This is a genomic window from Cytobacillus solani (genome assembly GCF_001420595.1).
GTDB lineage: Bacteria > Bacillota > Bacilli > Bacillales > Cytobacillaceae > Cytobacillus > Cytobacillus solani.
This window is the reverse complement of the sequence record NZ_LJIX01000006.1, coordinates 304361-317701: the sequence shown is the minus strand read 5'-3', so window position 1 is coordinate 317701 and position 13341 is coordinate 304361. Positions and strand designations below refer to the sequence as shown.

The window sequence follows — 13341 nt, the reverse complement described above, 5'->3', positions numbered from 1 at the left end:
ACCCCCAAAGATTCGATTAATGCTTAAAGTGCCTTACCCCTGTAAAAACCATAGCAATTCCGTACTCGTCTGCTTTTTTGATCGAATCCTCGTCTCTTACAGAGCCGCCTGGCTGAATGATTGCTGTAATGCCTGCCTTTGCTGCTGCTTCAACGGTGTCATTCATTGGAAAGAAAGCATCAGATGCCATAACCGCTCCAGCAGCCTTTTCGCCTGCCTGTTCAAGGGCAATTTTTGCAGCACCTACTCGGTTCATTTGGCCAGCTCCAATCCCAAGCGTCATGTCTGCATTATTCACGACAATTGCATTTGATTTCACGTGTTTTACGACTTTCCAGCCTAGCTTGAGCGCCTTCCATTCCTCCTCAGAAGGCTCCCTCTTTGTTGGCACAGATACGTTAGCATGATCCAATGTGTATTGATCATATTGCTGAACAAGCAATCCGCCTTCAACCGAAGTAAGTCTTATTTCTTCCTTTCCACTTGTAGGAAAAGGGATAGTTAATAAACGAAGATTCTTTTTCCCAGTTAATATAGCCAGTGCTTCTTTTGTAAAGGCTGGGGCAATAATGATTTCAAGGAAGATTTCATACAGCTTTCTGGCCGTTTCTTCATCAACCTCCCGATTAAAAGCGATAATTCCGCCAAAAATAGAAACCGGATCAGCTGCAAACGCCTTTGAAAACGCATCATAAACGGTTGTTCCGCTGCCAATTCCACATGGATTCATATGCTTCACAGCTACAGCGGCAGGCTCCGTAAACTCTTTAACGATTTGCAGGGCAGCATCGGCATCATTAATGTTATTATAGGAAAGCTCTTTTCCATGCAGCTGCTCTGCGTTAGCAATTGAAAATTCAGAACCAAGGGGCTTACGATAGAAAGCTGCCTTTTGATGCGGATTCTCTCCGTATCTTAGTGATTGCTTTCGTTCAAAAGTAACTGTAAGCTTTTCTGGCACTTCTTCGTTTACAAGGTTTGTCATATAGTCTGCAATCATCGCATCATATGCTGCTGTATGACGAAAAACCTTTGCGGCAAGCTTCCTGCGGGTTTCCTTTTCAACTCCACCTTCAGCTTTTAATTGAGATAGAACCGTTTCGTAATCTGCTGGATCCACAACTACAGTTACATGCTCATGATTTTTAGCTGATGCTCGCAGCATGGCAGGTCCGCCGATATCAATATTTTCAATCGCATCTTCTACCGTTACATCTGGTTTAGCGATCGTTTGCTGGAAAGGATATAAGTTAACACAGACAATTTGGATAGGCTCAATATGATGTTCTTCAAGCTGTGCCTTATGGGCAGGCTCATCAAACTTAGCCAGAAGCCCCCCGTGAATCATTGGATTTAAAGTTTTTACTCGCCCTTCTAGAATTTCTGGGAACCCCGTTACATCACTCACTCCGATTACAGGAACGCCACTTTCTTCCAATGCCTTTTTCGTACCGCCAGTCGAGATAATTTCATAGCCTTGCTCACTTAATTGCTTGGCGAATGCCGTTACACCTTGTTTATCGGACACACTGATAAGCGCTCTTTTTTTCATTTGTTATCCTCCTGACTAGTTGTAAATAATCGCTGCAATACTTGCGGGTATAATTTATGTTCAATTTCATGTATTTTGGCTTGGAGACTTTCAATTGTTTCATTTTCACTCAGCGAAACAGATTGCTGTGCAATAATTGGACCAGTATCCATCCCTTCATCAACGAAATGAATGGATACACCGCTCTCCTTCACCTTTGCTTTAAGCGCTTGGCCGATGGCATCCTTTCCCGGAAAGGCAGGCAAAAGAGAAGGATGAATATTAATAATCCTGCCCTCGTAGTTTTTAAGAAGCGTTGGACCGATTAAGCGCATATAGCCTGCCAGGACGACATAATCAATCTCTAATTCTTTTAATCTCTGTAAAATCTCTGTCTCGTACTCTTCTTTACTTGCATACTCTTTTGCCGTAAATACAAACGATGGGATTTTTTCTTTTATCGCTCTCTCAATGCTGTATGCGTCTTGGCGATCACAGACGAGCAGCTTAATAACTGCAGATAGCTTATCTGTCTTTACAGCATCTACAATCGCCTGAAAGTTTGTGCCGGTCCCGGAAGCAAATATGGCGATATTTTTCATAGGGTACCCCTATATATTTCAACACCTGGTTTCTCTACTACTTTACCAATGACATAAGCTTTTTCACCTAAGCTATTAAAATGAGCCATCACTTCATTTGCTCTTGCCTCATCTACTGCAATGACCATACCTGTTCCCATATTAAAAATATTGTACATTTCCTTACGATCCAGCCCGCCAATTTCCTCCATCAGCCTGAATACAGCTGGCACCTCCCAGTTGCTTTCAATCAGTTCAGCACCTAATCCCTCAGGCAGCATACGGGGGATATTTTCAATAAATCCACCGCCAGTAATATGGGCCATTCCTTTAATGGGAAACTTATCCAATGCAGATAAAATTGATTTTACGTAGATTTTTGTCGGGCGCAGCAACTCCTCCCCTAACGTGCAGCCTAATTCATCCACATACTCTGTTAATGCTATATTTGCTTTCTCAAAAAATAGCTTTCTTACAAGCGAGTATCCGTTGCTATGAATGCCACTGGAAGCTAGACCAATTAATACATCACCTGACTGAATATTTATACCATCAACCAGCCGTGATTTTTCACAGGCACCAACAGAAAACCCAGCGAGATCATATTCTTCCTCACTATACATGCCTGGCATTTCCGCCGTTTCTCCACCAACAAGTGCACAGCCCGCCTGTTCACAGCCTTCAGAAATCCCCTTAACAATGGCCTCAATTCTAGCTGGTTCTGCTTTTCCGCATGCAATATAATCTAAGAAATACAAAGGCTCTGCACCTTGTACAACAATATCATTTACACACATTGCAACTGCATCAATCCCGATTGTATCGTGTTTATCCATCTGAAAGGCAAGCATCAATTTCGTTCCGACACCGTCCGTACCTGAAACAAGTATAGGCTCCTTTAAATTTAAGACAGATAGATCAAACATACCCCCAAAACCGCCTAAACCACCAAGCACCCCTGGGCGGATGGTCTTTTGCACATGTTTTTTCATACGGGAAACCGCTTCGTAACCAGCTTCAATGTCCACACCGGCTTGTTTATAAGCATTCGCCATTATATTTTCCTCCTATAAGAACAGCGCAAGCGCCTTGATCATCGCCGTACAAACTGGAGGAGCTCTTCCTTTCGATAAAGGAAACACGGTGAGCGTGAGCGAACCGATGTTGACTTATCGTAGGGAGGAGACCTGAAGTTTGATAGTTATAGTCCGCTTGCGCTAGACAATTCTCCAACTTTATGTTTTTGCACTTTTTGAAAAGAAAAACGACATCTTGCCAATGCCGCTTTCCTTTTCATATGTCATTAAACAGTAGGAACCTTATCCTCTGAAGAGACAGGGTAGATCTCCGTTGGATACTTTCCAGTAAAGCATGCAAGGCATGAGCCGCGTGTTTCCCCGTCTTCCTTTCGTCCAATCGCTTCTACCATGCCCTCTACACTAAGAAAAGTGAGTGTATCTGCACCGATTATCTCTCTAATTTCTTCAACTGAATGGTTAGCAGCAATCAGCTCTTCTTTTGTAGAAGTATCAATCCCATAGAAACAAGGATTTTTAATGGGCGGTGAACTAATTAATACATGTACCTCTGTTGCACCTGCTTCTTTAAGCATAGAAACGATTCTTCTGCTTGTCGTCCCGCGGACAATGGAATCATCTACCATAATGACTCTTTTTCCATCCACCACACCTCGAACAGGAGAAAGCTTCATTTTCACCCCTTGCTCCCTTAACGATTGGGAAGGCTGAATGAATGTACGGCCAACATATTTGTTTTTGATTAGTCCCATTTCGTACGGAATCCCAGATGCCTCGGCATAGCCAATCGCAACCGATATGCTGGAATCTGGAACACCTGTGACAACATCTGCCTCAACTGGAACCTCGATGGCTAATTGTTTTCCAAGATTTTTCCTTGCTGTATGAACATTAATTCCATTAATATTGCTGTCAGGACGAGAAAAATAGATATATTCCATTGTGCACATAGCGATATTAGAAGCAAATGCAAACATTTCTGAACGGAATCCTTGATCATCAATAATAAGCAATTCACCCGGCAGCACATCGCGCACAAATTCGGCTCCAACGATGTCAAAGGCACATGTTTCTGATGCAACAACATAGGCATCGCCAATTTTCCCTAAAGAAAGTGGTCTCATCCCGTTCGGATCTAGTGCTACCATCAATTCTGTTTCCGTCATAATGAGAAAGGCATAAGCACCCTTAACCATAGATAGTGCATTTTTCACCCTATCTTTAAAGGAAGAGAAGCCTCCACGTTTAATTAAATGAGCCAGCACCTCTGTATCCGAGCTTGTTTGAAAAATGCTTCCTTGAGCCTCGAGCTGACTCCGTAATGCAGTGGCATTAATTAAATTCCCATTATGGCAAAGAGAAAGGCTCCCGCTTTGAGAATTGAACAGCAGCGGCTGGACATTTTCATAACCGCCGCCTCCTGCTGTGGCATACCTTACGTGTCCGATAGCAGCGTTTCCTTCCAGTTCCTGAATCGCTTCAGAAGTGAAAATTTCTGAAACAAGCCCCTCTCCTTTTTTCCCCTTCAATTTCACACCATCTGTTACAACAATACCTGTACCTTCTTGGCCACGGTGCTGCAGGCTATGAAGCCCGTAATAAGTAATTTGCGAAGCTTCAGGATGTCCCCAAACACCAAAGATGCCACATTCCTCATTCAATCCTTTTAATTCAGCAAGCATTGGATTGCTCCTTTCCAGGCTTCTTTCAATACTTCAACCTGCTCGGCAAGCACTAGCCCTTCCTCTGAAGAAATTTGAAGGACAGGCAAATCTGTGACTTCTCCAATTAGCCTAGCATCTACTAAGCTTTCAAACGCTTGCTGATGCTCTTTTTTCACTGATAGCAAGAATCTGGATTGGGATTCACTGAACAATGCAGATACCGTATTACCTGCAATATTTATATTTGCTCCAAGGCCATCCGAACCCATAAGACTCTCCGAAGCAGCAACAGCCAATCCACCCTCAGCGACATCGTGAGCAGAAGCAATCAGACCCTCACGAATGGCTTGTAATACTTGATTTTGGAACTTGGCTTCTTTTTCTAAATCAAGCTCAGGTGCTTTCCCAAATATCTTGCCATATGTTAGCTTTTGCAGTTCACTTCCGCCAAACTCATCCTTCGTTTCTCCTAACAGATAAATAAGATCTCCAGCTGATTTAAAGCTCTGAGTTGTCGCATGCTCTATATCTGCAACAAGTCCGACCATCCCAATAACAGGTGTTGGATAAATAGCTGCTCCATTTGTTTCATTATATAAAGATACATTTCCGCCAATAACAGGGGTGTTTAAAATACGGCAAGCTTCACTAATTCCATCAGCTGATTTTTCAATCTGCCAGAAAATTTCCGGTTTTTCTGGGCTGCCGAAATTCAAGTTATCCGTTATAGCCAAAGGCTCTCCTCCAGAACAAACAATATTTCTAGCCGCTTCTGCGACAGCAATCTTGCCGCCTGTTTCTGGATCTAAGTACATATAACGTGAATTGCAATCCGTTGTCATTGCTAGACCTTTCCGTGTTCCGCGAATTCGGATCACCGCAGCATCAGATCCAGGTGCAACTACTGTATTCGTACGAACCATATAATCGTACTGATCATATACCCACTCTTTGCTTGAAATCGTCGGCTGCTGAAGCAATTTGATCAGCGTTTCCTTATAATCAGCAACTGCAGGAATTTCATTTTCCATTGCTTGAAATTCACGATAATATTCCGGTTCACGGGATGGTTTATAGTAGACAGGTGCCTCTTCTGCAAGAGCATCCGCAGGAACATTTGCTACGATTTCTCCGTTATGGATAAGGCGAAGCATTTTATCATCTGTAACCCTGCCTATTGCTACCGCTTCAAGTTCGTACTTGGAGAACAGATCCACAATTTCTTGCTCCCTGCCTTTTTTAACGACAATTAACATTCTCTCCTGTGATTCAGAGAGCATCATTTCATAAGCAGTCATGCCTGTTTCTCGCTGAGGAACAAGGTCGAGATTCATTTCAATGCCTGATCCTGCCTTACTCGCCATTTCAGCTGATGAGCTTGTCAGACCCGCTGCTCCCATATCTTGAATACCCACTAGGGCATCTGATTTCACGAGTTCAAGACACGCTTCAAGTAAAAGCTTCTCCATGAAGGGATCACCTACTTGAACAGCAGGACGCTTTTCCTCTGATTGATCGGTTAATTCCTCAGAAGCGAAAGTCGCTCCATGAATTCCATCACGTCCGGTTTTTGCTCCTACATACATCACTGTATTGCCAACACCATGTGCCTGGCCTTTTTGAATATCCTTATGATCAATTAATCCAACACACATCGCATTAACTAATGGGTTTCCTTCATAGGCTGATTCAAATTGTATCTCCCCGCCGACTGTCGGAATCCCAATACAGTTTCCATACCCTGCAATACCAGCAACCACTTCTTTAAACAGATACTTCGTACGTGCATTGTCCAGCTCCCCAAAGCGTAAGGAATTAAGCATAGCAACAGGACGTGCACCCATTGAAAAGACATCACGGATAATTCCGCCAACTCCTGTAGCCGCTCCTTGATAAGGCTCGATTGCTGAAGGGTGGTTATGGCTTTCAATCTTAAAAACAACAGCCTGCCCGTCACCGATATCAACAATCCCTGCACCTTCTCCCGGTCCTTGGAGTACCTTCTCACCGGTAGTTGGGAACTTTTTTAAGACTGGCTTGGAATTTTTATAGCTGCAGTGCTCGGACCACATAACAGAAAACAGACCGATTTCTGTATAATTTGGCAGACGCCCGAGAATCTTTTCAATCATCGCAAATTCTTCATCCGACAATCCCATTTCTTTGTATACCTTCTGTGCCTTTAATTGTTCTGGATTTGGTTCAAGCATTAACGACATGTGCTTCCCTCCATTGTTTTACGATCGATTGAAAAAGTTTCAAGCCATCTGCTCCTCCTAAAAGCTCATCCACTGCTCTTTCAGGGTGCGGCATCATCCCAAGAACATTTCCTTTTTCATTGATGATACCCGCAATATCTTCTAAACTTCCATTTGGATTGCTGCCGTTATAAGTGAAAACAATTTGGTTGTTTTCCTTCAATTTAGCCAGCGTTTCTTCATCACAATAATAGTTGCCTTCACCGTGGGCGATAGGGATTGTAATCACTTCATTTTTTTCATATGCAGACGAAAACATCGTATGGTTATTTTCAACCGTCAATTCTACTTGGCGGCAAATAAACTTCAAGCTTTCATTTCTTCTCATTGCACCGGGCAGAAGTCCTGCTTCTAATAAAATTTGAAAGCCATTGCAGACGCCTAAAACTGGCTTCCCTGCTTCTGCGGCTTTCACAACCTCTTTCATTACATTGCTAAAGCGAGCAATCGCACCGGAGCGGAGGTAATCCCCGTAAGAAAAGCCTCCGGGAAGAAGAATGCCGTCATACTCATCTAAGCTTTCTCTGTCATGCCAAACATATTCCACTTCAGCACCAAGCTCATCCTTCACGGCATGATACATGTCGACGTCACAATTGGATCCAGGAAAAACAATGACCGCAAATCTCACTGAGCAACAGCCTCCTCAATTTCATAACGGTAATCTTCAATGACAACATTGGCTAGTAAACGTTCACACATTTCCTTCACTGCTTCATCAATTGGCTGATCAGACTTTTCAATCGTCAATTCCATGTATTTACCGATACGGACATCTGTAACTTCCTGATAATTTAGCGAATGGAGCGAGCTTTTCACTACTGTTCCTTGAGGATCTAGCACACTTTCTCTTAATGTGACGAATACCTTTACTTTGTACATACTGATTGGCCTCCCAGTCTGGCTAGAATATTTTCATAAGCATCTGTCAAATTACCCAGGTCTCTGCGGAATACATCCTTATCTAGCTTCTCATTCGTTTGAATATCCCAAAGCCTGCACGTATCAGGCGAAATTTCGTCAGCTAGCAGAATATGTCCATCTTGGTCTTTCCCAAATTCAAGCTTAAAGTCGACAAGGCGAATGCCTAGCTCTTTGAATAAATCAGATAACACTTCGTTTACTTTCAGTGCCTTTTCTTTTAAAATTTCGACGTCATCTTTGCCGGCAAGCTGAAGGACTTCAATATGGTCCTCTGTTAGAAGGGGATCTCCCAGTACATCATCTTTTAAATAAAACTCTACGATTGGCCTTACGAGTGGGGAGCCTTCTTCTACTCCCAATCTTTTGGCAAAGCTTCCAGCGGAAATATTACGGACAACCGTTTCAAGTGGTATAATTTCTACCTTTTTTACAAGCTGTTCCGTTTCTGAAACCTTTTTAATGAAGTGGGAATCAATCCCAAGCTCTTGAATCTTCGAAAATAGCAAACTAGTAATCTCGTTATTCAAACGGCCTTTCCCGGTAATGCTTGCCTTCTTCTCTCCGTTAAAAGCAGTTGCTGAATCTTTATACTCAATCCAAACAATACGCTGATCGTTTGTTTCGTAAATTTTTTTAGCCTTGCCTTCATATAACAATGTTCCTTTTTCCACTTGGAAAGCCTCCTATTTTAAGAAGATTGGGAATTTTATTTTTATTAAAGAGGTAAGAAATGCTCTTACCTCTTATTTTTTATTAGATACGAAAATATAACTTTGGAGTTAGAGAATTGTCTAGCTCCAGCGCCTATCGCCTATCAAACTTCAGCCCCCTCCCTATGATAAGTCAACATCGGTTCGCTTTCGCTCACCGTGTTTCCTTTATCTCAGTCGCGGTCCTTCCAGTTTGTACGGCGATGACCAAGGCGCTTCCGCTTTTCTTATAATCCTAAACGATCAAAAATGGTATCTACATGTTTGATATGATAGTTATAGTCAAAGCAATCATCAATTTCTGCTGAAGATAGCTTTGCCGTGATTGTTTCATCCTGCTCAATGAGACTGCGGAAGTGAACTTGTTTTTCCCATGCCTCCATTGCTTTAGGCTGAACAGTATCATATGCCTCTTCACGAGTTAAGCCTTTATCAATTAGTGCAAGAAGAACACGTTGGGAATAGATTAAACCAAGTGTACGATCCATATTGCGTTTCATATTTTCCGGGAAGACCGTTAAGTTCTTCACAATATTGCCAAATCGGTTCAGCATGTAATTCAATGCAATTGTTGCATCCGGAAGAATGATTCTTTCAGCAGATGAATGGGAAATATCACGCTCATGCCATAATGCTACATTTTCATACGCTGTCATCATGTACCCGCGAATGACCCTTGCCATTCCTGTCATATTCTCTGAACCAATCGGGTTGCGTTTATGCGGCATGGCAGATGAGCCTTTTTGGCCCTTTGCAAAGAACTCCTCTACCTCACGCGTTTCACTCTTTTGCAAGCCGCGAATTTCAGTTGCAAATTTTTCAATGGAAGTCGCAATGAGTGCGATCGTGCTCATATAATGTGCATGACGATCACGCTGCAATGTCTGTGTGGAAATTGGCGCAGGCTGCAGGCCGAGCTTTTCACATACATATTTTTCAACAAATGGGTCAATATTTGCGTATGTTCCAACTGCCCCTGAAATCTTCCCATATTCTACTCCTGCTGCTGCCTCTTTAAAACGCTCAAGATTTCGCTTCATTTCCTCGTACCAAAGAGCAAGCTTTAATCCAAAAGTAGTCGGCTCCGCATGAACCCCATGTGTACGACCCATCATAACAGTATGCTTATGCTCTTTTGCTTTATTTTTTAATATCTCAACAAAACGCTCTAAGTCCTTTAACAAAATGTTATTTGCTTGTTTAATTGTGTAGGAAAGTGCGGTATCTACTACGTCCGTTGATGTTAAACCGTAGTGAACCCATTTGCGCTCTTCACCAAGTGTTTCTGACACGGCACGCGTGAAAGCAACAACATCATGTCTCGTTTCTTCCTCAATTTCTTTAATTCGCTGAATATCAAATGATGCCTTTTCACGGATTTTTTGGACATCTTCCTTTGGAATGTCACCGAGTTCTGCCCAAGCTTCACATGCTAGAATTTCAACTTCTAGCCATGCCTGAAAACGGTTTTCCTCTGTCCAAATAGCCCCCATCTCTGGTCTTGTATAACGTTCAATCATGTTTTATCCTCCGATCTTTTCTGTCACATCGGCCCATATCTTGCTTTTCTCCATTTCAGCCAAAGCCTCTTCAACTGAATCACGTAAAAGCGTGACATGGCCCATTTTGCGTTTATACTTGGCTTCTTCTTTACCGTATAAATGAATTTTCCAGTCGGACAATGAAGGAATCTGATCAATGATTCCTTGCTGATGTTCTCCTAATATATTTACCATTACTGCTGGTTTTAATAGCCTCGTTTGTCCAAGCGGCCAATTACAAACCGCGCGAATATGCTGCTCAAATTGAGAAGTTTCACAAGCTTCGATCGAATAATGTCCTGAATTATGAGGTCTTGGAGCTAACTCATTAATGTAAATTTGACCATCTTTGGTCAGGAACATTTCTACTGCTAATGTTCCAACGAGTTCCAAGTTCTCTGCCAGCTGCTTAGCAGCTTGTACTGCTTGTTCCTCAACATGCCTTGTTACTCTTGCTGGCGCAATGGTCTGATGAAGAATGTTCTCTCTATGGATATTTTCTGCCACTGGAAACACAGCTATTTCAGCTTTGCTGTTTCGGCAAATAATTACTGAAATCTCCTTTTCAAAGGGAATCCATTTTTCTAGAACACATATGCCTTGATTAAGAAGCTGTTTTGCCTCTGTTATCTCTTCTTTGCTTTTTATTACATATTGACCTTTTCCATCATAGCCGCCTCTGGAAGTTTTTAATACCGCTGGAAGCCCGAACTTATCTATATTATCATAAATTGCCTCTTCCGTTTCGATTACGGCATATGGTGCGACCACTAAGCCAGCACTTTGGATAGCAGCCTTCTCTTGTATGCGATCCTGAGTAATTTCCAATAAAGCAGTTCCTTGTGGAACATAGGCATTCCTGCATAACCAGCTTAGAGCCTCTGCATTTATATTTTCAAATTCATAAGTGATTACATCACTCATCTTTGCAAGTTCTTGGATTGAATGAAGGCTGTCATACTCACCAATAATCTTGTAGTCAGCAACCTGCCCGCACGGAGAATCCTCAGCGGGGTCTAGCACAGCAATTCTGAATCCATTGGCCTTGGCTGCAATCGCCATCATCCGCCCTAACTGGCCCCCGCCAATAATCCCTATTGTTTGGCCTGGTAAAATGACCTTATTAGACAAGTTCATCACTACTTTCTAAAACTTCCTGTTTTGTATTCTCTCTTTTCTGTTCTAAACGGTCAGCAATGATAGCATCTTGTGTACCTATAATCTGTGCAGCAAGCAATCCCGCATTCGTTGCTCCAGCTTTTCCGATTGCTACCGTTGCTACAGGAACTCCCCCCGGCATTTGCACAATAGATAACAAAGAATCAAGACCATTTAATGCCTTGGATTGAATAGGAACCCCTATTACGGGCAGGGTTGTTTTTGCAGCGACCATTCCTGGAAGGTGAGCAGCTCCACCTGCTCCAGCAATAACCACCTTTATTCCTCTTCCTCTTGCACTTTCCGCATATGAAAACATTAAATCTGGAGTGCGGTGTGCGGAAACAACCTTTTTTTCGTATCCCACTTCGAGCTCATCTAGTACCTTGCAAGCATGCTTCATTGTTTCCCAGTCTGACTTGCTTCCCATGATTACAGCTACTTTTGTCACCATTATTCTCCTCCAGTTCATCTATAAATCTATCATTTTTCAATAAAGTGAAACCGGGCATTTACGGCTGTTAGATCCCACACTTAGAATTTTTTGTTCCCTCAACTTCTTGAAGTGGGGGTCTTACATCCCGTTAATCTACGGTACAATATAAAAAACCCGGACAGACTCTTTCTACAATGAGAGAAAGTAATCTGACCGGGCACAAATAAGCATAATGAATAGAGTATCCATACTTCAATTGGATAACTTTCTTCATTCGCCGGGCTTATCGACTTTCCCTCATAGTCCAATAATTTACGGTTATCGGGTAGAAACTTATGGGCCATATTCCCATTATTATACGAGGGTATTCAGTTCATTTTTAACTTCTATATTCATCTTATCAACTTTATATGAGTCATGTCAACCTAAAATCGAACATTAACAGAAGTCATACATCTATCGTTCGTGTTTTACGATTGGATAACTTTCGCTTCGAAGATAATTTGCCGGCCTACTGGTTCATAGGTTACAGTCGCACCATTTTTAATTTCTTCAAAAATCGGCTTCTCCGTTCTTTTTACAGGCATATAGCCAGCTTTTTTTATTCGATCAAGGCACATATCTATTGTTTCATTTTCCTGTACCTCAAATAATATTTTCTGTTTTTCCTTACTCACGAAACAACTTTCCTTTCTTTACTGATTTCACCCAGAAACCGCCATGAATCGTTTTAGGCTCGTATGCGATAATAAACGCCTTTGGGTCTAGCTCTTTAATTGTTTGGTAAAGCTTTAATTCATACTTTCTTGGCGTTAAAATTTGCAGAGCCATTCGATCACCTTCTAAACCGTTTGCAGCCCAATTTGTTACGCCATACCCTTTATCCCTTAACATCTTCGGAACATCTTTATCATATTCCTTCGTAATCACATTTACAGTAATATAACCAAGCGCAAGCTTCTCCTCAATCTTCATGCCAACTATGACACCAATCCCATAACCAACGGCATAGGCAATCAAATTCTTTATTTCATTTAGATTATCTAGAACAAGCCCAAGTCCAATCACATAAATGACCACTTCAATTGTGCTAATGAATGCCGCAAGATATCTTTGCCCTTTTAGTGTCAAAATCATCCTGATTGTAAAAAAGGAAACATACACGATATTGATCACAAGAATTATCACGACCATTATAAAACTATTTTCGAGCAATGAAAATCCTCCTTTTAGGGTAATGGATTCATCCTTAGCAGCTAAGGCTCAGTGAGTTCTTATTTTATAGAATAAATGGGTGTTTGCGTACCTTTTAAAAAATTTACTAGTCATATATTTATTTTAACCTGTTTTATAGCTCTTGAAACGATAAATACAAATAGAATACTTCCATCGTGAGTTACATCCCGGAAGAGTTTGTTGATGTAGGATACTCATTTTTTCATGTAACTAAAAAGTTACTTTGCTGACTCTAAGCCTTTCTATACTCGCTTTTTCATTTATT

At 41.8% G+C, this 13341-nt stretch carries 13 protein-coding genes and 1 riboswitch; all 13 genes read right to left on the bottom strand.

Annotation, left to right across the window (positions count from 1 at the left end):
- Positions 1-16 precede the first annotated feature (16 nt).
- The 13 genes from purH to AN957_RS03395 all read right to left on the bottom strand — a co-directional run bounded on the left by purH (position 17) and on the right by AN957_RS03395 (position 13055).
- Positions 17-1552, bottom strand: a complete 1536-nt coding sequence (gene purH / locus AN957_RS03455) for a bifunctional phosphoribosylaminoimidazolecarboxamide formyltransferase/IMP cyclohydrolase (protein WP_053479288.1) — start codon at positions 1550-1552, stop codon at positions 17-19.
- A complete protein-coding gene (purN, locus tag AN957_RS03450) occupies positions 1549-2133 on the bottom strand; it encodes a phosphoribosylglycinamide formyltransferase (protein WP_053479289.1) in 585 nt (194 codons plus the stop codon). The genes purH and purN overlap by 4 nt, the downstream gene beginning before the upstream one ends.
- A complete protein-coding gene (gene purM, locus AN957_RS03445) occupies positions 2130-3167 on the bottom strand; it encodes a phosphoribosylformylglycinamidine cyclo-ligase (RefSeq protein WP_056682316.1) in 1038 nt (345 codons plus the stop codon). Before purM ends, purN begins: the two co-directional genes overlap by 4 nt.
- 248 nt (positions 3168-3415) lie before the next feature.
- Positions 3416-4831 carry an amidophosphoribosyltransferase gene (gene purF / locus AN957_RS03440; RefSeq protein WP_056682314.1) on the bottom strand — a complete coding sequence of 472 codons (1416 nt, stop codon included), beginning with the start codon at positions 4829-4831 and terminating at the stop codon, positions 3416-3418.
- Complete coding sequence (purL, locus tag AN957_RS03435; RefSeq protein WP_056682312.1) at positions 4816-7032, bottom strand: phosphoribosylformylglycinamidine synthase subunit PurL; 2217 nt, start codon at positions 7030-7032, stop codon at positions 4816-4818. Before purL ends, purF begins: the two co-directional genes overlap by 16 nt.
- Positions 7016-7702, bottom strand: coding sequence for a phosphoribosylformylglycinamidine synthase subunit PurQ (gene purQ, locus AN957_RS03430; protein ID WP_056682310.1), 687 nt, complete (start codon positions 7700-7702; stop codon positions 7016-7018). The genes purL and purQ overlap by 17 nt, the downstream gene beginning before the upstream one ends.
- A complete protein-coding gene (purS, locus tag AN957_RS03425; RefSeq protein ID WP_056682309.1) occupies positions 7699-7953 on the bottom strand; it encodes a phosphoribosylformylglycinamidine synthase subunit PurS in 255 nt (84 codons plus the stop codon). The genes purQ and purS overlap by 4 nt, the downstream gene beginning before the upstream one ends.
- Entirely contained in the window at positions 7941-8666 is a 726-nt protein-coding gene (gene purC, locus AN957_RS03420; protein ID WP_053479295.1) for a phosphoribosylaminoimidazolesuccinocarboxamide synthase, read from the bottom strand. The genes purS and purC overlap by 13 nt, the downstream gene beginning before the upstream one ends.
- A 266-nt stretch (positions 8667-8932) precedes the next feature.
- Positions 8933-10225 (bottom strand): adenylosuccinate lyase, encoded by a 1293-nt coding sequence (purB, locus tag AN957_RS03415; RefSeq protein ID WP_056682307.1) that lies wholly within the window; start codon positions 10223-10225, stop codon positions 8933-8935.
- 3 nt (positions 10226-10228) lie between these two features.
- Positions 10229-11383 (bottom strand): 5-(carboxyamino)imidazole ribonucleotide synthase, encoded by a 1155-nt coding sequence (purK, locus tag AN957_RS03410; RefSeq protein WP_172797683.1) that lies wholly within the window; start codon positions 11381-11383, stop codon positions 10229-10231.
- Complete coding sequence (purE, locus tag AN957_RS03405; protein WP_053479297.1) at positions 11370-11858, bottom strand: 5-(carboxyamino)imidazole ribonucleotide mutase; 489 nt, start codon at positions 11856-11858, stop codon at positions 11370-11372. The genes purK and purE overlap by 14 nt, the downstream gene beginning before the upstream one ends.
- 262 nt (positions 11859-12120) lie before the next feature.
- Positions 12121-12222, bottom strand: a riboswitch (purine riboswitch).
- Between the two features lie 88 nt (positions 12223-12310).
- Positions 12311-12517 carry an NETI motif-containing protein gene (locus AN957_RS03400; protein ID WP_053479298.1) on the bottom strand — a complete coding sequence of 69 codons (207 nt, stop codon included), beginning with the start codon at positions 12515-12517 and terminating at the stop codon, positions 12311-12313.
- Positions 12510-13055 carry a DUF2179 domain-containing protein gene (locus tag AN957_RS03395; protein WP_056682304.1) on the bottom strand — a complete coding sequence of 182 codons (546 nt, stop codon included), beginning with the start codon at positions 13053-13055 and terminating at the stop codon, positions 12510-12512. The genes AN957_RS03400 and AN957_RS03395 overlap by 8 nt, the downstream gene beginning before the upstream one ends.
- Positions 13056-13341 lie beyond the last annotated feature (286 nt).

What these genes read in the sequence shown, in the direction of transcription:
- purH (WP_053479288.1), bottom strand. Translation starts at nt 1,552, where the DNA reads ATGAAAAAAAGAGCGCTTATCAGTGTGTCCGATAAACAAGGTGTAACG.
- purB (WP_056682307.1), bottom strand. Translation starts at nt 10,225, where the DNA reads ATGATTGAACGTTATACAAGACCAGAGATGGGGGCTATTTGGACAGAG.
- purK (WP_172797683.1), bottom strand. Translation starts at nt 11,383, where the DNA reads ATGAACTTGTCTAATAAGGTCATTTTACCAGGCCAAACAATAGGGATT.
- purN (WP_053479289.1), bottom strand. Translation starts at nt 2,133, where the DNA reads ATGAAAAATATCGCCATATTTGCTTCCGGGACCGGCACAAACTTTCAG.
- purL (WP_056682312.1), bottom strand. Translation starts at nt 7,032, where the DNA reads ATGTCGTTAATGCTTGAACCAAATCCAGAACAATTAAAGGCACAGAAG.
- purM (WP_056682316.1), bottom strand. Translation starts at nt 3,167, where the DNA reads ATGGCGAATGCTTATAAACAAGCCGGTGTGGACATTGAAGCTGGTTAC.
- purS (WP_056682309.1), bottom strand. Translation starts at nt 7,953, where the DNA reads ATGTACAAAGTAAAGGTATTCGTCACATTAAGAGAAAGTGTGCTAGAT.
- purF (WP_056682314.1), bottom strand. Translation starts at nt 4,831, where the DNA reads ATGCTTGCTGAATTAAAAGGATTGAATGAGGAATGTGGCATCTTTGGT.
- purE (WP_053479297.1), bottom strand. Translation starts at nt 11,858, where the DNA reads ATGGTGACAAAAGTAGCTGTAATCATGGGAAGCAAGTCAGACTGGGAA.